This is a genomic window from Streptomyces sp. NPDC090994, from assembly GCF_044768905.1.
Classification (GTDB): Bacteria; Actinomycetota; Actinomycetes; order Streptomycetales; family Streptomycetaceae; genus Streptomyces.
In genome coordinates, this window is sequence record NZ_JBIVWS010000001.1 from 713,094 (window position 1) to 731,382 (window position 18,289).

Consider the following 18,289-nt stretch of genomic DNA (forward strand, 5'->3'; position numbering starts at 1 on the left):
CAGTTTTCCTCCCGGCACTGACAATGCCCATACCTATGCGCGGCCTGTGATCAAATCGGACCCCGCACGCCCGACTCGCCCCGCTCGCCCTGCTTGGACGCGACCCGCCCCACCGGCTCGGCCTCCGCCGCCAGCTCGTCGCACGCCGCCTTCCAGGCGCCGTCCCCGGGGACGAGCGCACCGCGCAGGTACGCCGCGGCGAGCCGGGCGACGGCCGCGACCCGCGCCGGGTTCTCGTCCGTCGTCTCCGCGGCGTCGTACCCGGCGATCCCGCCGAGGCCGTGTCCCGCGCCGAACACGGTGAGCAGGGACTTGGGACCGGGAGCGAGGTGGTAGGGGTCGGCGTGCCAGTCCGGGCCCAGGTCCGTGAAGTGCCGGGAGTCGTCCTCGTCGCCGGCGACGACCAGGGCGGGCGTCGTCATCGTGGAGAAGTCGGTGGACCGGAAGACCGGGACCGCCTCGGCCATCGGGCCGGTCAGCACGTCCCCGCCCCGGCCGGGCGCGGCCAGCAGCACGCCCGCCTTGATGCGGGGTTCGCGCAGGCTCACCACCCGCCCGTCGTCGGGGTCGGTGGCCCGCGCCCCGAGCAGCAGGCTCGCTGTGTGGCCGCCGAGCGAGTGCCCGGCGACGGCGACCTTGCCGTGGTCGATCCGCCCGGCGAGCCCCGGCACCGCGGCCTCCACCGCGTCGAGCCGGTCGAGGACGTGCGTCATGTCCTCGGCACGCGAGCGCCAGAACAGGGACCCGGAGCCGGGACCGCTGTGCAGGTGGCTCAGCGTCCGGGAGCTGAGGTGGGTGGGCTGCACGACGGCGAAGCCCTGCGCGGCCCAGGCGTGGGCGAGCGGCGCGTAGCCGTTCAGCGAGGAGAGGTGGTTCGAGGGGCCGTGACCGTGCGAGAAGAGGATGACGGGCAGGCCGGCCTCCCCGGTCGCGGGCACGGTGACCCGCACCTGGAGGTCCACGGGACGTCCGGGTACCGGCAGGACGACGGGGCTGTACGAGAGAACAGGGGTCGGTGCGCTCATGATGCGCCCTCCAGTAAGCGGAACCACGTTCCGTTACGATACGGAACACCGCTCCGTTTAGTCAACACGCCCGCACCCGGACACGGCGAAGGGGCCCGCACGACCGAAGTCGTACGGGCCCCTCCGAGCCACTCAGGACAGGTCAGATCACTTGTTGATCTTGGTGACCTGGCCGGCGCCCACGGTCCGGCCACCCTCGCGGATGGCGAACTTCAGGCCCTCTTCCATGGCGACGGGCTGGATGAGCTCCACCTTCATCTCGGTGTTGTCACCCGGCATGACCATCTCGGTGCCCTCGGGGAGGGTCACCACGCCGGTCACGTCCGTCGTGCGGAAGTAGAACTGCGGACGGTAGTTGTTGAAGAACGGCGTGTGGCGGCCACCCTCGTCCTTGGACAGGATGTAGGCCTGCGCCTCGAACTCGGTGTGCGGGGTGACCGAGCCCGGCTTGATGATGACCTGGCCGCGCTCGACGTCCTCGCGCTTGATGCCGCGGAGCAGCAGACCGACGTTCTCACCGGCCTGGCCCTCGTCGAGCAGCTTGCGGAACATCTCGATGCCGGTGACCGTGGTGGTGGTCTTGTCCTGCTTGATGCCGATGATGTCGACGGTCTCGTTGACCTTGAGGACACCACGCTCGATGCGGCCGGTGACGACCGTACCGCGACCGGTGATGGTGAAGACGTCCTCGATCGGCATCAGGAACGGCTTGTCGACGTCGCGCTCGGGCTCCGGGATGGACTCGTCCACGGCCTTCATCAGGTCGAGGACGGACTGGCCCCACTCCTTGTCGCCCTCAAGGGCCTTCAGGGCGGAGACCTTGACGACCGGCAGGTCGTCGCCCGGGAACTCGTACTCGGAGAGGAGCTCACGGACCTCGAGCTCGACGAGCTCCAGGATCTCCTCGTCGTCCACCATGTCGGCCTTGTTCAGGGCGACGACGATGTACGGAACGCCGACCTGGCGGGCCAGGAGCACGTGCTCCTTGGTCTGCGGCATCGGGCCGTCGGTGGCGGCGACCACGAGGATGGCGCCGTCCATCTGCGCCGCACCCGTGATCATGTTCTTGATGTAGTCCGCGTGACCGGGGCAGTCGACGTGGGCGTAGTGACGCGTCTCGGTCTGGTACTCGACGTGCGCGATGGAGATGGTGATACCGCGCTGGCGCTCCTCAGGAGCCTTGTCGATCTGGTCGAAGGCCGAGGCCTCGTTCAGGTCCGGGTACGCGTCGTGCAGCACCTTGGTAATGGCGGCCGTGAGGGTCGTCTTACCGTGGTCGATGTGACCGATGGTGCCGATGTTGACGTGCGGCTTAGTCCGCTCGAACTTCGCCTTCGCCACTGGGGTCCTCCTGTGGAGTGGTTCTGAACGCCTTGCTTCATCGGCGCCAGGTGATCTTTGCTGGATAGCCCGGGCCCGGGGGGCATTCCGCCGGCTGCACGGCGGATAGCCGATTCGCGGCGGAATGCCCTGATGCAGGCTCCGGAGTCAAGCCTAAAGCGTGGGAACGTGGTCCGTTAAACGGAGCCTCGTTACTCGCCCTTGGCCTTCGCGATGATCTCCTCGGCGACGTTCCGCGGAACCTCGGCGTAGGAGTCGAACTGCATCGAGTAGCTTGCGCGACCCGACGTCTTGCTGCGGAGGTCGCCGACGTAGCCGAACATCTCCGACAGGGGCACGAGGCCCTTGACGACGCGGGCACCGGCCCGCTCCTCCATGGCCTGGATCTGGCCACGGCGGGAGTTGATGTCGCCGATGACGTCACCCATGTAGTCCTCGGGCGTGGTGACCTCGACGGCCATCATCGGCTCCAGGAGCACGGGCGAAGCCTTGCGCGCGGCCTCCTTGAAGGCCTGCGAACCGGCGATCTTGAACGCCAGCTCGGAGGAGTCGACCTCGTGGTAGGCACCGTCGAGCAGCGTCACGCGGACACCGGTCATCTCGTAACCGGCGAGGATGCCGAACTGCATGGCCTCCTGCGCGCCGGCGTCCACCGAAGGGATGTACTCCTTCGGCACACGGCCACCGGTGACCTTGTTGACGAACTCGTACGAGGCGTCGCCGCCCTCGATCGGCTCGATCGCGATCTGCACCTTGGCGAACTGACCGGTACCACCGGTCTGCTTCTTGTGGGTGTAGTCGACGCGCTCGACGGCCTTGCGGATCGTCTCACGGTACGCGACCTGCGGCTTGCCGACGTTGGCCTCGACCTTGAACTCGCGCTTCATCCGGTCGACCAGCACTTCGAGGTGAAGCTCGCCCATACCGCCGATGACGGTCTGGCCGGTCTCCTCGTTGGTGGACACCTGGAAGGAGGGGTCCTCCTCCGCGAGGCGCTGGATGGCGACACCCAGCTTCTCCTGGTCGCCCTTGGACTTGGGCTCGATCGCGACCTCGATGACCGGCGCCGGGAAGTCCATGGACTCCAGGATCACCGGGTTCTTCTCGTCGGACAGCGTCTCACCGGTGGTGGTCTGCTTGAGACCCATCACCGCGACGATGTCGCCGGCGCCCACCGCGTCGATCTCCTCACGCTTGTTGGCGTGCATGCGGTAGATCTTGCCGATGCGCTCCTTGCGGCCCTTGACGGAGTTCAGCACGGAGGTGCCGGACTCCAGGCGGCCGGAGTACACGCGGACGAAGGTGAGCTTGCCGAGGTGCGGGTCGCTCATGATCTTGAACGCCAGCGCCGCGAGCGGCTCGTCGTCCGACGGCTTGCGCGCGATGACCTTCTCCGGGTCCTTCACGTCCTGGCCCTCGATGGCCTCGACGTCCAGGGGGGAGGGGAGGTAGCGCACGACCGCGTCGAGCAGGGGCTGGACGCCCTTGTTCTTGAACGCGGTGCCGCAGAAGACGGGGGTGACGGTGGTGCCGTCGCCCTTGCCGGAGGCGATGGTGATACGGCGGATCGCCGCGTACAGCTGCTCCACGGAGGGCTCCTCGCCCTCCAGGTACAGCTCCATCAGCTCTTCGTCGTTCTCGGCGACGGCCTCCAGAAGCTTGCCGCGGTACTCCTCGGCAGCCTCGGTGTGGGTGTCCGGGATGTCGACGATGTCGTACATCTCGCCCTTGCTGGCCTCGGCGGACCAGACGAAGGCCTTCATCGTCACGAGGTCGACGACGCCCTTGAAGTCCGCCTCCGCACCGATCGGCAGCTGCATGACCAGCGGCTGCGCGCCCAGGCGGTCGGAGATCATGTCGACGCAGCGGTGGAACTCGGCACCCGTGCGGTCGAGCTTGTTGACGAAGCAGATGCGCGGGACGCCGTAGCGGTCCGCCTGACGCCACACCGTCTCGGACTGCGGCTCGACACCGGCGACGCCGTCGAACACCGTCACGGCACCGTCGAGCACACGCAGCGAACGCTCCACCTCGACGGTGAAGTCGACGTGGCCCGGCGTGTCGATGATGTTGATGGTGTGGTCGACGTCTTCCATCGGCCAGTGACAGGTGGTGGCAGCAGAGGTGATCGTGATGCCACGCTCCTGCTCCTGCTCCATCCAGTCCATCGTGGCGGCGCCGTCGTGGACCTCACCGATCTTGTACGACACACCGGTGTAGAACAGGATCCGCTCGGTGGTGGTCGTCTTGCCCGCGTCGATGTGGGCCATGATCCCGATGTTGCGGACCTTGGCCAGGTCAAGTGAAGTGGTAGCCATAAGGCTTCAGTCTTCTCTCGGTCTCGATGTGGGTAGCGACTACCAGCGGTAGTGCGCGAAGGCCTTGTTGGACTCGGCCATCTTGTGCGTGTCCTCGCGCTTCTTGACGGCCGCACCGAGGCCGTTCGAAGCGTCGAGAAGCTCGTTGAGCAGACGCTCGGTCATGGTCTTCTCGCGACGGGCGCGGGAGTAGCCGACGAGCCAGCGCAGCGCGAGCGTGTTGGCGCGACCGGGCTTGACCTCGATCGGCACCTGGTACGTGGCGCCACCGACACGGCGGGACTTGACCTCGAGGGTCGGCTTGATGTTCTCCAGCGCGCGCTTCAGCGTGATGATCGGGTCGTTGCCCGTCTTCTCACGCAGACCCTCCATGGCGCCGTAGACGATGCGCTCGGCGGTGGAGCGCTTGCCGTTGAGCAGCACCTTGTTGATCAGGGAGGTCACCAGAGGAGAGCCGTAGACCGGGTCGATGATGACCGGACGCTTCGGGGCGGGGCCCTTACGAGGCATTCTTACTTCTCCTTCTTGGCGCCGTAGCGGCTGCGAGCCTGCTTGCGGTTCTTGACACCCTGGGTGTCGAGGGAGCCGCGGATGATCTTGTAGCGAACACCCGGCAGGTCCTTCACACGGCCGCCGCGCACGAGCACGATGGAGTGCTCCTGCAGGTTGTGCCCCTCACCCGGAATGTAAGCGGTGACCTCGATCCCGCTGGTCAGACGCACACGCGCGACCTTACGCAGGGCCGAGTTCGGCTTCTTCGGGGTGGTCGTGAACACACGCGTGCAGACGCCGCGACGCTGAGGGGAACCCTCGAGTGCGGGCGTCTTGTTCTTCTCGACCTTGTCCTGCCGGCCCTTTCGGACCAGCTGCTGGATCGTAGGCACTACTTCTCCGGTCTCTTGTGCCGATGGGTACAGCTAACCTGGAACGTCGCCGACCCACGCGGTCGGGTGTGTCGAATCCGGCGGACTCCCGCCGCGAGGCGAAAAGAGCACAGATTACGGTGGCCGCTCGCGGACCCCCGTACGGTTCACAGGCACGCACAGGAGCCAGGGCACACCCCAGGCACAAGGTCTGAGCGTACCTACCGCATTCGCTGTGGTCAAAACAAATGCGACCGACCCGCATTCCCACGCGGCCCCTGTCAAGCCCCCGCACTGAAGTCGATCTTCGGATCACCCGTCCCCGGAGGTCACCCCGACGAGGCCAGCCCCGCCGCGACGAGGAGCACGACGAAGAACGCCCACCCGGCGACCGACAGCCAGCCCAGCACCAGCCCGGTCATGGCGAGCCCGTCACCGCGCTCCCCGCTGCGCCGCATCTCCCCGCGGGCGGTGTGCCCGAGGATCACCGCGGGGATGCCGGTGAGACCCCCCGTCGCGAACGTGAGCACCCCGCAGACCAGGGCCCCGACCGCCTTGCCGTTGGTGACCGGCGGCGCCGGCAGGAAGGCCGCCGGCGCCACGGCCCGCCCGACCGGCGCGGGCCCCTGCGGCAGATCGGCGACGAGCAGCGCCAGCTCCCCGACGGTCCGCGCCTCGTAGGCCCGCGCGACCCGCTTCTCGAACTCGGCGTGCTCCAGCCTGCCCTCCCCGTACCCGGCCCGGAGCACATCCACGGCCCGCTCGCGCTCGGCGTGGGAGGCGAGGACGGACGGGGGGTGGGGACCCGTCGGCTGCTGCCATGCGGGGTACGACACGGGCCGGCACCTCCCGGGGCGAGGGTTGGCTTCCATCATGCGCCCGAAGCCGCCCGTCCGGCACCGGTGCGTGCGGCTGTGACCGGTTTACCGATCTGCCGTTCATGACAACGACAGGTTCAGTACGTTGAACGGTCGCTGGGGACGGACCGAGGGGGACGGGGGCTCATGACCACGGCAGACCTGATGGGAGAGGCGGGCTTCGACGACCAGGTGCCCTTCCTGGCGCGGCTGGAGAAACAGGACCGCGAGGCGCTCCTCGACCTCGGCCGCGAGCTGCGCTTCCGGCTCCGGGACGTCCTGCTCCACCAGCACGAACCGTCGTCGTACGTCCTGTTCGTCACCCACGGGTGGACGAAGGTGACCGCCGCCGCCGTCAACGGTTACGTGGCCCTGCTCGCGGTGCGCGGGCCCGGCGACATCATCGGGGAGTCCGCCGCGCTCACCGGACGGCCGCGCTCGGCGACGGTGACCGCGCTGGAGCCGGTGCGCGCGGTGGCGGTCGAGCGGACGCGGTTCACCGAGTTCCTCTCCGGCTCCCCCGCCGTGTCGTACGCGCTGCTGGGGCTCACCTCCGACCGGATGCGGGCGGCGGACCAGCGGCGGGTGGAGTTCGCGGCGATGAGCGTACGGGAGCGGCTCGCCGCCCTTCTCCTGGAGCTGGCCCGCACCAACGCGCGCTACACGGAGGCGGGGGTCGAACTGCTGGTCCCCCTCACCAAGCAGGAGCTGGCCGGGTCGGTCGGGGCGTCGCGGGAGATGGTGCAGCGGGAGCTGAAGGACCTGCGCTCGCGCGGCGTGGTGGTGACGGGCCGACGGGCGCTGGTGATCGTCCGGATGGACGTCCTGCGGCGCATCGCCCGCGCGGACGGCTGAACCGCGGCCGGGGGCCGGGGGCCGGTACGCATCGGCCGCACGGGCACACCACCCGCCGAACCGTCGCCGGCACCCGTCACCGGCACCCGTCACCGGCACCCGGCACCCGGCACCCGGCACCCGGCACCCGGCACCCACAGAAGCACCCGCACGGGCAGGCGCCCCGCCTCCCCCACGGTGCCCCACTGTGCACACGGTCACAGTTCGAGTGCGTCATCCGTCCTCCTCCCGCCGCCACCGGGGACGCCACTCTTCTCACCAGGCGACACTCTCACCGGAAGGCGACCATGGCGGACCCCGTGAGCCGGACGATCCTCCTGCTCGACATCGAGAAGTACAGCGACCGGGACGATGTCGAGCAGGCGTACCTGCGGCGCATGCTCTACGACATCACCGACCGCGCGCTCGAACGCGCCGGCATCGACGAGACCCGGCGACTGCGGGCCGACCGCGGCGACTCGGTGATGGAGCTGATCGACGCGAACGCGTCGCTGACCGCGCTGCTGCGGGCCCTGCTCACCGAGGTGCCCGCCGAGTTGCGGGCCGTCAACCGCATGGCGTCGCGCTCCGCCCAGATCCGGCTGCGCGGTGTCGTCGCGTCGGGCTACGTCGCCGTGGACGGACACGACGGCTGGGTCGGCTCCGACCTCAACCACGCCTGCCGGCTGCTCGACGCCCAGTTGCTGCGCGCGGCCCTGCGGGACCGCCGCGACGACTTCGCGCTGTGCGTCTCGGAGAGCGTGTACTCCGGCGTCGTACGGCACGACCACCCCGGCATCCCGGCGGACGACTTCCACGCGGTGACGGTGGACAGCAAGAACGGCCCCCTGCGGGCCTGGCTGCACGGCCCGATCCCCGGCGGCGAAGGCTCCGCCGGGGTCCATGACCACAGTGGCACGGGGGTGGGGGGAGCCCCGGTGCCGGACGGCTCGGGGGAGCGTCCGGCACCGGGGCATCGACCGCCCGCTCCGCCGCAGGACGACGCCCGCCGGCAGACGCCGCCGGCCGCGGCGCCCGCGGGCGGTGCCGTCTTCCACTTCACCGGGGGCGCCCCCAGCTTCGGCGGCAGCCTCGTGGGCGGGGACCAGCACGGCGTGTCCGGCGGGCAGGTCACCGGAGGCGTCCACCTGGGCGGGACGAACGCCCCGGTCACCGAGGGCGCCCCGCGGACTCCGTCCGGAGGTGAGCCGGCATGACGGCGCCCCCGCTCCAGGAGCCCTCGGCGGACTCCGCGCCGCGTCCGTCCGAGCCCCCGTCCCCGTCTCCCCCGGCTTCACCCTCGCCCTCGCCCTCCCCGCCCCCGGGCACCACCGGGAGCGGTGAGGAGCCCCAGGAGCTCACCCAGGAGGCGCGCGCCGCCCAGCGCGAGCTGTTCACCCACGCGCCCGGCTTCATCCTCGGGTCGGCCGCCTCCTTCGGCGGCAGTCTCGTCGGCGGGTCCCAGCACGGCGTGTCCGGCGGCCACGTGACGGGGGACGTCTTCCTCGGCGGCAAGACCGAGGTCCACCACCACGGGCCGGCCGCGGACCCGTACGTCTCCGGTCAGATCCCGGGCGAACGGCTGGAGGCCCTGGCCTCGGTGTTCGTCGAGGGCCCCGTCTTCGCGGGCGCCCTGGAACGGCTGCGCCGGGAGCGCGTCCTGGTCCTGTCCGGCGCCCACGCCGGCGGACGGTACGCGGCCGCGCGCATGCTGCTGCACCGCCTGGGCGTGCCCGCCGTGCACGCCCTGCCCGCGGAGACGACCCCGGCCGCCCTGCCGGGCCTGCTCGCGCAGCCGGGCGGGTACGTCCTGCGCGATCTGCCGCTGACCCGCAACCGGCCGCTGCGCGACACCCACCTGTACGCGGCCCGCGACCGGCTCGGACAGACGGACGGCTACCTCGTGGTGACCGTCGAGAACTCGCCGTTCCTGCTGGGTGTCACCCCCACCCGGTGGGAGCCCCCCGAGACGGCGGACGTGCTCCGGGCCCATGTGGTCCGGCGGCGCGCGGACGACGCCGACCGGCTGCTGTCCCTCGCCCCCGTACGCGAGTTCCTCGCCCGGCACGCCCAGGGCCCGCGTCACCCGGCGGAGGCGGCCGAGTTCGCCGAGGCGCTGGCCGCGTACGACGGCAGCGACCGTGCGGCGGCCCGGCTCACGGACTTCGGCCAGGCGGCGATGGAGAAGCAGTGCCGCGACCGGCTGGGCGACACCGGCACCGATCTGCGCGACAAGGCGTTCCTGATCGCGCTCGCCGTCTTCGACCGTGCCCCGTACGTCCTGGCCGCCGAACTGGCCGACCGGCTGTTCGTCCATTTCCAGCGCCTCCAGCAGCCCGAGGAACCACCGGAGATCCCGGTGTTCGGGCTGTCCGCCGAAGCCCGGCTGGAGCGCGCGGGCGCCGAGGGCGAGATGCGGGACGAGGCCACCGAATGGGGAGTGGTTCCGCAGTTCACGGCGTTCTTCCCCCGGGAGGACGCGCCCCGCGCGCTGCTCGCCGAGGTGTGGACGGGGCACCCCTCGGCCCGGCCCGCGCTCGTGGCCTGGCTGAAGGACCTGGCCCGCGACGCGCGTCCCGTCGTCCGCACCCGCGCCGCGGCCGCCGCCGCGCTGCTCGCCCGCGCCGACCTGCCCTCGGCGATCGCCCTGCTCATCGGCGACTGGGCCGTCTCGCCCTCCTTCGGACCGCGGGTGACCGCCGCGAACGCGCTCACCCTCGCGCAGTTGCTGGACGCCCCGGTCGTCCTGCGGCTCCTCACCCAGTGGTGCACGGACACCCACTGGGCCCGCCGCTGGACCGCCATCCGCGCCTTCGGGCTGCTCGCGCCGCTCAGCCCGGACCTGGCCCCGCCGGCCCTCGCCGCGCTCGCCGGCCGGGCCCGGGCCGACAACAGCAGCCCGGCCGAGAGCGCCAACCTGATCGAGTCGACGGCACTGCTGCTGTCGGTGGGCGCGCGCCGGGGCGAGATGCTCTCCGAACTCGTCCGGCTGCTCCACCACGACACCCCGGCCGTCCGCGCCCTCGCCCTGAACGCGTTCGTGCGCGCCTGTGACAACGCCGAGGAGAGCGCGCTCGTCGAGTGGTACGCCGACACCGGCATGTACGAGGCGGCCACCGCCCGCGACCTGGCCACCCTGTGGCGCACCGCGCTGGGCGACCGCGCCCACACCCGGCAGGCCCTGAGCGCCCTGCGCACCTGGGTGCGGGTGGCCCAGCACCGCGCCGACACGGCACGCGCCCTGGAGCTGCTGCTGCCCGCGCTGGTCGTCACCGCGGCCGACCGCGACCGGCTCTGCCACGAGCTGCGCACGCTGCGCGCCGAGGACGGCGGCCCGCGCCCGCCCGTGGCGGACCACCTGCTCGCGCTGCTGAACCCGGCCGCCGCGGCCCCCTGATCCACGAGGACCCGAAGCAACACGAGGAGTTGACCCATGGCGGACTTCTTCCGTCAGCCGGAGTGGCAGCAGGACGTCGACCGGCACAGCACACTGAAGGACCCGGTCATCACGGTCCGGCCGATCTCCCGGTTCGACTACACCGGCCGCCGCCCGGTCATGGCGATCGACCACGCGCTGGTCTTCGCCACCAAGGACGGCGCCTACGACCCGTACATCCCGCCGCACCGCCCGAGCCGCACGGACGCGGCCACCCGCCGTTACGTCTCGGTGTACGAGGTGGACATGGGCAGCCACCCCGTGCGGGCCGAGCTGGAACTGCCCAGCGACGACGACGCCTTCCCGTTCACCGTCACCGCCGAACTGACCTGGCGGGTCACCGATCCCGAGGCGTACGTGCGCAGCGGCGAGCGCGACGTGCCCGCGCGGCTGACGCGTGAACTGCAGCAGCTCGCCCGGCCGGTCAGCCGCCGGTTCTCCGTCGAGGACAGCGCCGCCGCCGAGGAGGCCGTCCAGAAGACGGCCGACAGCAACGGCTTCGCGGCGGGCACCGGGCTGGCGGTCGACTGCGTGGTGCGGCTGCGCCCGGACGAGGATGCGCTGGAGCACCGGCGGCGGCAGCGGTCGCTGCGCTACGAGTCCGAGATGCTCGACCCCGAACACGAGCTCCAGCTCCGCAGGGCCCGTCAGCAGTACGAGCTGGAGGCCCTGCACCAGCAGCAGCAACAGCAACTGGTGGCCGAGAAGATCAACTTCTACCGCTACCACCTCCAGCACGGCGGCGTCGGCGCCTGGGCCCTCCACCTGGCCCAGCACCCCGGGGACACCCAGCTGGTCATCCACAGCATCCAGCAGGACCAGCTGGTCTTCATCCAGAACCAGTTGCAGCTCATCGGCGGTGACGAGCTGGAGGACTACCAGAAGGCCGAGGCGATCCGGCAGGTACGCCACGCGGTCGACGACCTGGTCCGCCGCCGGAGCACGGGGGCCGACGGCCGGCAGGCCCTCCCGGCCGGGACGCTCCCGGCCCAGGGCGGGCACGAGGGCCGCGAGGCGCCGGGCCCGGACGATCGGCAGACCCCGCGGGCGCCCGCGCCGCACCAGCCGCCCGGCCCGGCCGCACCGCCGCCCACGGACGTCCCCGCCCCCGCCGCACCCCCGCCGCCGTACGCCGTCGACGGCCCGGCGCCCAACACGCCCGGCATGCCCGGCACGCCTCCGGCCGAGCCCGCATGACGACTCCGGACGCGCCGCCCGGGTCCCCGGCCCGGGCCGTGCCGCCGCCCGGCGCACAGACCGGCGAACGGCTGCTCACCGAGATGCGCGGCGAGATCGCGCGCGCCGACAGCAAGGCGGCCGTCCTGGTGGCGGCGCTCGGCATGACCGCCGGCGTGTTCAGCGGTCTCATGGCCGGCCGGGACTGGACCCCGGGCTCCCTCTCGGCAGCGGGATCACTCCTGTGGTGGGCCGGAACACTGGCCCTCGGCCTCTCCCTCTTCGCGCTGCTGCTCGCCGTCCTGCCCCGCTTCGGCGGCGATCGCTGGGTCCCCGGCGAACCGCTGTGCTACTTCGACGACGTACGGCAGGCCGCGTACGACGGCGCACTGGCCGGCGCCCTCGCCGACACCGAACGCGACCCCGTGGCCGGGCTGACGGCCGCGCTCACCGACACCAGCCGCATAGCCGCCCGCAAGCACCAGTGGATCCGCGTCGGCCTGATCGCCTTCTGCGCGGGGACGGTCCTGCTGCCCGCCGCGCTCCTGGTCGGCTGACGTCCCCGCCCCGAAGGAACTCCCACCATGCCCCAGCACCCGGACCAGCCACACCCACACACCCAGCCGACACCCCCGGACCCGACGCCCGCACCGACGTACCCCGAAACCCCGCCGACCTACCCGGAAGCACCCCCCGCACACACCCCACTGGCACCGGCATACCAGGAAGCACCTCCCCCGTACCCCACGCCCGCACCCACCTACCCCGAAACCCCGCCGACCTACCCGAAGACACCCCCCGCACACACCCCACCGGCGCCGGCATACCCGGAAACTCCCCTCCCGCGCCCCCACCACGCCGGACCGACGTACCCGGCAGCCCCACCCTCAGACCCCACACCCGCACCGACATACCCGGCAGCCCCACCCCCAGACCCCACATCCGCCCCCACCTACCCCGAGGCCCCGCCCCCGTACCCGCACACTCCGTCGGCCACCCCCGGCTCACCCTCCCCGCAGGCCGACCACGCGGCCGCGCCGCCCCAGTACCCGGAGGACACCCGCCCCCAGCACCCCGCCGACGCCCCACCCCGCTACCCCACCGGCGCGACGACGCCCCGCCACCCCGGCGACACGGCGCCCCGCCACCCCGGCGACACGGCGCCCCCGTACCCCACCATCCCGGCGCCACCCGCCTACCCCACCACCCCCGCACCTCGTACCCCGCACCCCAGCGACACGGCACCCCCCGTCCACCCTGAACCCGCGCCACCTCCGCACCCCGCCGGGGCACCCACCGCCCCGCCACCCGAAGCCGCAGCTCACCCGGACCGCACAGGCCCGCCCCACCCGGACCGCACAGGCCCCTCCACAACCTTCACCGCACCGCTTCCCGCCACCGCCCCAACCTCGATCCCGGCCCCGGCCCCGACCCCGGCCCCGACCCAGGCCCAGGCCCCCGCCGAGAAGCCCCCCGCCCCTGACGACCTCGACTACCGTCACGCGGGAGCCCGCGTCCACATCGCCGCGCAGCAACGCGGCGCGGACGCCACAGCCTGGGGGCGCCTGCTCGTGCACGTACCCGGCTTCGTGGCGAGCTTCGCCCTCGTCGCCTCACTGGCCGTGGCCCTGGCCGGCCCCGTGGTGGGCTGGATCGTCGTGGCCGCCTGGCTGCTCTCCGGCGCCCTCGCCTTCCACCGCCCCACCGAGCGGCTCTTCGCCCGCCGCGTCATGAAGCTGCGGCCCCCGGAGCCGGAGGAGCAGGCCCGCCTGGAGCCCGTGTGGCACGAGGTCACCGCCCGCGCGGGCATCGAGGCCCGCACGTACGAGCTGATGGTGGAGAACCGCGACGGCCTGAACGCGACCGCCATCGCCTGCCACATCGTCGGCGTCACGACCTACGCGCTCGACAACGTCCCCAGCAGCCACCTCGCCGCCGTCCTCGCCCACGAACTGGGCCACCACACCGGCGGCCACTCCTGGGCGGGCCTGCTCGGCTACTGGTACGCCCTGCCCGGCCGGATCGCCTGGAACGTGACGAGTGTCGTCGCGATCGGCGCGGTGTACATCGCCAGCCGCATCAGCCTGATCGTGGCCACACTGCTCTTCGTCTGCCTGGCGTCCTGCGCGGTCGGGCTCGCACTGGCCTACTGGCCGATCGTGCTCTCCCTGCTGGTCGCCCCGTACTTCCTCGCCTACACGGCCCGCAAGAGCGAACTCCGCGCCGACGAACAGGCCGCCGCACTCGGCTTCGCACCGGAGATGACCGAGGTGCTGCGGCACCTGGAGGCCCAGGAAGCGGCGGAGCGCGCCCGCGCCGCCGAGGCCGAGCGCAGGACCGGGAAACGGCCGGACCAGCCCGGCGCGCTGACCCGTCTGCTGGCCGGCCATCCCGGCCACGAGGAGCGGCTGCAGGCCCTGGAGGCACACCCCTCCGTCGGCCGCTGACCGGCCCCGCCCACGCCGAAGGGCGGCCACCCCGTACGAAACGGAGTGGCCGCCCTTCAACAGTTACGCCTGCCGGCTACTGGTTGTACGGCCCGTAGTCGTAGTCCTCCAGCGGCACGGCCTGACCCGACCCCGTCCCGAAGGGCGAGTAGTCGATGTCGTCGTAGCCGACGGCCGAGTACATCGCGGCCTTGGCCTCCTCGGTCGGCTCCACCCGGATGTTGCGGTAACGGGACAGACCCGTACCGGCCGGGATGAGCTTACCGATGATGACGTTCTCCTTGAGGCCGATCAGCGAGTCGGACTTGGCGTTGATCGCCGCGTCCGTCAGCACTCGGGTCGTCTCCTGGAAGGAGGCGGCCGACAGCCAGGACTCCGTCGCCAGCGAGGCCTTGGTGATACCCATCAGCTGCGGACGACCCGAGGCCGGGTGACCGCCCTCCTGCACGACCCGCCGGTTCTCGGTCTCGAACTTCGACCGCTCGACCAGCTCGCCGGGCAGCAGCTCGGCGTCGCCGGACTCGATGATCGTCACGCGGCGCAGCATCTGCCGGATGATGATCTCGATGTGCTTGTCGTGGATCGACACACCCTGCGAGTTGTAGACCTTCTGCACCTCGCCGACCAGGTGGACCTGCACGGCCCGCTGACCGAGGATGCGCAGCACGTCGTGCGGGTTGGTGGCACCCACGGTGAGCTTCTGGCCCACCTCGACGTGGTCGCCCTCGCCCACCAGCAGACGGGCACGCTTCGAGATCGGGTACGCCGTCTCGTCGCTGCCGTCGTCCGGGGTGACGACGATCTTCTTGGTCTTCTCGGTCTCCTCGATCCGGACGCGGCCGGAGGCCTCGGAGATCGGGGCGACACCCTTCGGGGTACGGGCCTCGAACAGCTCGACGACACGCGGCAGACCCTGGGTGATGTCGTCACCGGCCACACCACCGGTGTGGAAGGTACGCATCGTCAGCTGGGTACCGGGCTCACCGATGGACTGGGCGGCGATGATGCCGACCGCCTCACCGATGTCGACCAGCTTGCCGGTGGCCAGCGAGCGGCCGTAGCACATCGCGCAGGTACCGACGGCGGACTCGCAGGTCAGGACCGAGCGGGTCTTGACCTCCTCGACGCCGTGCTTGACCAGCTCGTCGATGAGCACGTCGCCGAGGTCGGTGCCGGCCGGGGCCAGCACCTTGCCGTCGACCACGATGTCCTCGGCGAGGCAGCGCGCGTACACGGACGTCTCGACGTCCTCCGCCTTGAGCAGCACGCCGTCCTGACGGTCGGCGATCTTCAGGCGCAGACCGCGGTCGGTGCCGCAGTCCTCCTCGCGGATGATGACGTCCTGGGAGACGTCGACCAGACGACGGGTGAGGTAACCCGAGTCGGCGGTACGCAGGGCGGTGTCCGCCAGACCCTTACGGGCACCGTGCGTGGAGATGAAGTACTCCAACACGGACAGACCCTCACGGAACGACGCCTTGATCGGACGCGGGATCGTCTCGTTCTTCGCGTTCGACACCAGACCACGCATACCGGCGATCTGACGCATCTGCATCATGTTGCCTCGTGCACCCGAGTTCACCATCATGAAGATCGGGTTGGTCTTCGGGAAGTTGTCGTTCATCGCCTCGGCGACCTCGTTGGTCGCCTTGGTCCAGATCGCGATGAGCTCCTGCGTGCGCTCGTCCTTGGTGATCAGACCGCGCTCGTACTGCTTCTGGACCTTCTCGTCCTGCGCCTCGTAGCCCTTGACGATCTCCTTCTTCGCCTCGGGGACGACGACGTCGGAGATGGCCACGGTGACACCGGAACGGGTCGCCCAGAAGAAGCCGGACGCCTTCAGGTTGTCGAGCGTCGCCGCCACGATGACCTTCGGGTAGCGCTCGGCGAGGTCGTTGACGATCTCGGAGAGCTGCTTCTTGCCGACCTCGTAGTCGACGAACGGGTAGTCCTCGGGCAGCAGCTCGTTGAAGAGCGCGCGGCCCAGCGTGGTGCGCAGCGTGAAGGTGTCACCCTGCTGCCACTCGGGCTCGCCCTCCTCACGGGCCGGCGGGGTCCAGCCGCGCGGCGGGATGGTGCCCACCGGGAAGCGGATGTCGATCTTCGACTGGAGCGACAGCTCGCCCGCGTCGAAGGCCATGATCGCCTCGGCCGCCGAGCCGAACGCACGGCCCTCGCCCTTGAGGTCCCGGCCCTCGCCGTCGGTGGTGAGGAAGAACAGACCGAGGACCATGTCCTGGGTCGGCATCGTCACCGGACGGCCGTCGGCGGGCTTGAGGATGTTGTTCGAGGACAGCATCAGGATGCGGGCCTCGGCCTGCGCCTCCGCGGAGAGCGGCAGGTGGACGGCCATCTGGTCACCGTCGAAGTCCGCGTTGAACGCGGTGCAGACGAGCGGGTGGATCTGGATGGCCTTGCCCTCGACCAGCTGCGGCTCGAAGGCCTGGATGCCGAGGCGGTGCAGGGTGGGCGCGCGGTTCAGCAGCACCGGGTGCTCGGCGATGACCTCTTCGAGGACGTCGTACACCACGGTCCGGCCACGCTCGACCATCCGCTTGGCGCTCTTGATGTTCTGCGCGTGGTTGAGGTCCACGAGCCGCTTCATCACGAACGGCTTGAACAGCTCCAGCGCCATCGCCTTCGGCAGACCGCACTGGTGCAGCTTCAGCTGCGGACCGACGACGATCACGGAACGCGCGGAGTAGTCCACGCGCTTGCCGAGCAGGTTCTGACGGAAGCGGCCCTGCTTGCCCTTGAGCATGTCGGACAGCGACTTCAGCGGGCGGTTGCCCGGACCGGTCACCGGCCGGCCACGACGACCGTTGTCGAAGAGCGCGTCGACGGCCTCCTGGAGCATGCGCTTCTCGTTGTTGACGATGATCTCGGGCGCGCCGAGGTCGAGAAGCCGCTTCAGGCGGTTGTTGCGGTTGATGACACGGCGGTACAGGTCGTTCAGGTCGGAGGTCGCGAAGCGCCCACCGTCCAGCTGCACCATCGGACGCAGGTCCGGCGGGATGACCGGCACGCAGTCGAGCACCATGCCCTTGGGGCTGTTGCTGGTCTGCAGGAACGCGGAGACGACCTTGAGGCGCTTGAGCGCGCGGGTCTTCTTCTGGCCCTTGCCGGTACGGATGATCTCGCGGAGCTTCTCGGCCTCCTCGTCGAGGTCGAAGGACTCCAGGCGCTTCTGCAGCGCGGCGGCGCCCATCGAGCCGTCGAAGTAGGTGCCGAAGCGGTCGCGCAGCTCGCGGTAGAGCAGCTCGTCGCCCTCCAGGTCCTGGACCTTGAGGTTCTTGAACCGGTTCCACACCTCGTCGAGGCGGTCGATCTCGCGCTGCGCGCGGTCGCGCAGCTGCTTCATCTCACGCTCGGCACCTTCGCGCACCTTGCGGCGCACGTCGGCCTTGGCGCCCTCGGCCTCCAGCTCGGCGAGGTCCGTCTCCAGCTTCTTGGCGCGGGCCTCCAGGTCGGCGTCGCGGCGCTGCTCGATCTGCTGGCGCTCGACGGAGACGTGCGCCTCCAGCGAGGGCAGGTCGCGCGTACGGCGCTCCTCGTCCACGTACGTGATCATGTACGCGGCGAAGTAGATGACCTTCTCCAGGTCCTTCGGCGCGAGGTCGAGCAGGTAGCCGAGCCGCGACGGAACGCCCTTGAAGTACCAGATGTGCGTGACGGGAGCGGCCAGCTCGATGTGGCCCATCCGCTCACGGCGCACCTTCGCGCGCGTGACCTCGACGCCACAGCGCTCGCAGATGATGCCCTTGAAGCGGACGCGCTTGTACTTGCCGCAGTAGCACTCCCAGTCCCGGGTCGGACCGAAGATCTTCTCGCAGAAGAGCCCGTCCTTTTCCGGCTTGAGGGTGCGGTAGTTGATGGTCTCGGGCTTCTTGACCTCGCCGTGGCTCCACTGACGGATGTCGTCAGCGGTGGCCAGACCGATCCGGAGCTCATCGAAGAAGTTGACGTCGAGCACTATGCGTCAATCCCTCTCA

General features: G+C 70.8%; 13 protein-coding genes. 6 read left to right on the forward strand and 7 right to left on the reverse strand.

What is annotated here, in order from left to right:
* Positions 1-50 precede the first annotated feature (50 nt).
* The 6 genes from ACIQR3_RS03360 to ACIQR3_RS03385 form a co-directional block, all read right to left on the reverse strand.
* Positions 51-1,025 (reverse strand): alpha/beta hydrolase family protein, encoded by a 975-nt coding sequence (locus tag ACIQR3_RS03360; RefSeq protein WP_403533398.1) that lies wholly within the window; start codon positions 1,023-1,025, stop codon positions 51-53.
* Between the two features lie 147 nt (positions 1,026-1,172).
* On the reverse strand, positions 1,173-2,366 hold the full coding sequence (tuf, locus tag ACIQR3_RS03365; RefSeq protein WP_215164886.1) for an elongation factor Tu: 1,194 nt from the start codon (positions 2,364-2,366) through the stop codon (positions 1,173-1,175).
* Positions 2,367-2,557: 191 nt separating this feature from the next.
* The gene (gene fusA, locus ACIQR3_RS03370; protein ID WP_403533402.1) at positions 2,558-4,684 is read right to left on the reverse strand and encodes an elongation factor G; all 2,127 of its coding nucleotides are present in this window, start codon (positions 4,682-4,684) and stop codon (positions 2,558-2,560) included.
* 39 nt (positions 4,685-4,723) lie between these two features.
* A complete protein-coding gene (gene rpsG, locus ACIQR3_RS03375) occupies positions 4,724-5,194 on the reverse strand; it encodes a 30S ribosomal protein S7 (protein ID WP_003992340.1) in 471 nt (156 codons plus the stop codon).
* Between the two features lie 2 nt (positions 5,195-5,196).
* Positions 5,197-5,568 carry a 30S ribosomal protein S12 gene (rpsL, locus tag ACIQR3_RS03380; protein ID WP_003948652.1) on the reverse strand — a complete coding sequence of 124 codons (372 nt, stop codon included), beginning with the start codon at positions 5,566-5,568 and terminating at the stop codon, positions 5,197-5,199.
* 308 nt (positions 5,569-5,876) lie between these two features.
* Positions 5,877-6,383, reverse strand: a complete 507-nt coding sequence (locus tag ACIQR3_RS03385; RefSeq protein WP_403533405.1) for a DUF1707 and DUF4190 domain-containing protein — start codon at positions 6,381-6,383, stop codon at positions 5,877-5,879.
* A gap of 168 nt (positions 6,384-6,551) precedes the next feature.
* Here ACIQR3_RS03385 and ACIQR3_RS03390 point away from each other — a divergent pair, with 168 nt between their 5' ends.
* From ACIQR3_RS03390 to ACIQR3_RS03415, 6 genes are all read left to right on the forward strand, one after another.
* Complete coding sequence (locus ACIQR3_RS03390) at positions 6,552-7,259, forward strand: Crp/Fnr family transcriptional regulator (protein WP_403533408.1); 708 nt, start codon at positions 6,552-6,554, stop codon at positions 7,257-7,259.
* Between the two features lie 287 nt (positions 7,260-7,546).
* Entirely contained in the window at positions 7,547-8,455 is a 909-nt protein-coding gene (locus ACIQR3_RS03395) for a hypothetical protein (RefSeq protein ID WP_403533410.1), read from the forward strand.
* Positions 8,452-10,635 (forward strand): hypothetical protein, encoded by a 2,184-nt coding sequence (locus tag ACIQR3_RS03400; RefSeq protein ID WP_403533411.1) that lies wholly within the window; start codon positions 8,452-8,454, stop codon positions 10,633-10,635. Before ACIQR3_RS03395 ends, ACIQR3_RS03400 begins: the two co-directional genes overlap by 4 nt.
* Before the next feature lie 36 nt (positions 10,636-10,671).
* A complete protein-coding gene (locus ACIQR3_RS03405; protein ID WP_403533414.1) occupies positions 10,672-11,871 on the forward strand; it encodes a PE-PGRS family protein in 1,200 nt (399 codons plus the stop codon).
* The gene (locus ACIQR3_RS03410) at positions 11,868-12,407 is read left to right on the forward strand and encodes a Pycsar system effector family protein (RefSeq protein WP_403533417.1); all 540 of its coding nucleotides are present in this window, start codon (positions 11,868-11,870) and stop codon (positions 12,405-12,407) included. The genes ACIQR3_RS03405 and ACIQR3_RS03410 overlap by 4 nt, the downstream gene beginning before the upstream one ends.
* Before the next feature lie 1,014 nt (positions 12,408-13,421).
* Positions 13,422-14,297, forward strand: coding sequence for a M48 family metalloprotease (locus ACIQR3_RS03415; protein WP_403533420.1), 876 nt, complete (start codon positions 13,422-13,424; stop codon positions 14,295-14,297).
* 76 nt (positions 14,298-14,373) lie between these two features.
* Here the strand turns inward: ACIQR3_RS03415 and ACIQR3_RS03420 are convergent, their stop codons facing one another.
* On the reverse strand, positions 14,374-18,270 hold the full coding sequence (locus ACIQR3_RS03420; protein WP_215164917.1) for a DNA-directed RNA polymerase subunit beta': 3,897 nt from the start codon (positions 18,268-18,270) through the stop codon (positions 14,374-14,376).
* Positions 18,271-18,289: the final 19 nt, after the last annotated feature.

Excerpts from the sequence above, each read along its gene's own strand:
- ACIQR3_RS03360 (WP_403533398.1), bottom strand. The coding sequence starts at position 1,025 with ATGAGCGCACCGACCCCTGTTCTCTCGTACAGCCCCGTCGTCCTGCCG.
- ACIQR3_RS03405 (WP_403533414.1), top strand. The coding sequence starts at position 10,672 with ATGGCGGACTTCTTCCGTCAGCCGGAGTGGCAGCAGGACGTCGACCGG.
- ACIQR3_RS03395 (WP_403533410.1), top strand. The coding sequence starts at position 7,547 with ATGGCGGACCCCGTGAGCCGGACGATCCTCCTGCTCGACATCGAGAAG.
- ACIQR3_RS03410 (WP_403533417.1), top strand. The coding sequence starts at position 11,868 with ATGACGACTCCGGACGCGCCGCCCGGGTCCCCGGCCCGGGCCGTGCCG.
- ACIQR3_RS03400 (WP_403533411.1), top strand. The coding sequence starts at position 8,452 with ATGACGGCGCCCCCGCTCCAGGAGCCCTCGGCGGACTCCGCGCCGCGT.
- ACIQR3_RS03390 (WP_403533408.1), top strand. The coding sequence starts at position 6,552 with ATGACCACGGCAGACCTGATGGGAGAGGCGGGCTTCGACGACCAGGTG.
- fusA (WP_403533402.1), bottom strand. The coding sequence starts at position 4,684 with ATGGCTACCACTTCACTTGACCTGGCCAAGGTCCGCAACATCGGGATC.
- rpsG (WP_003992340.1), bottom strand. The coding sequence starts at position 5,194 with ATGCCTCGTAAGGGCCCCGCCCCGAAGCGTCCGGTCATCATCGACCCG.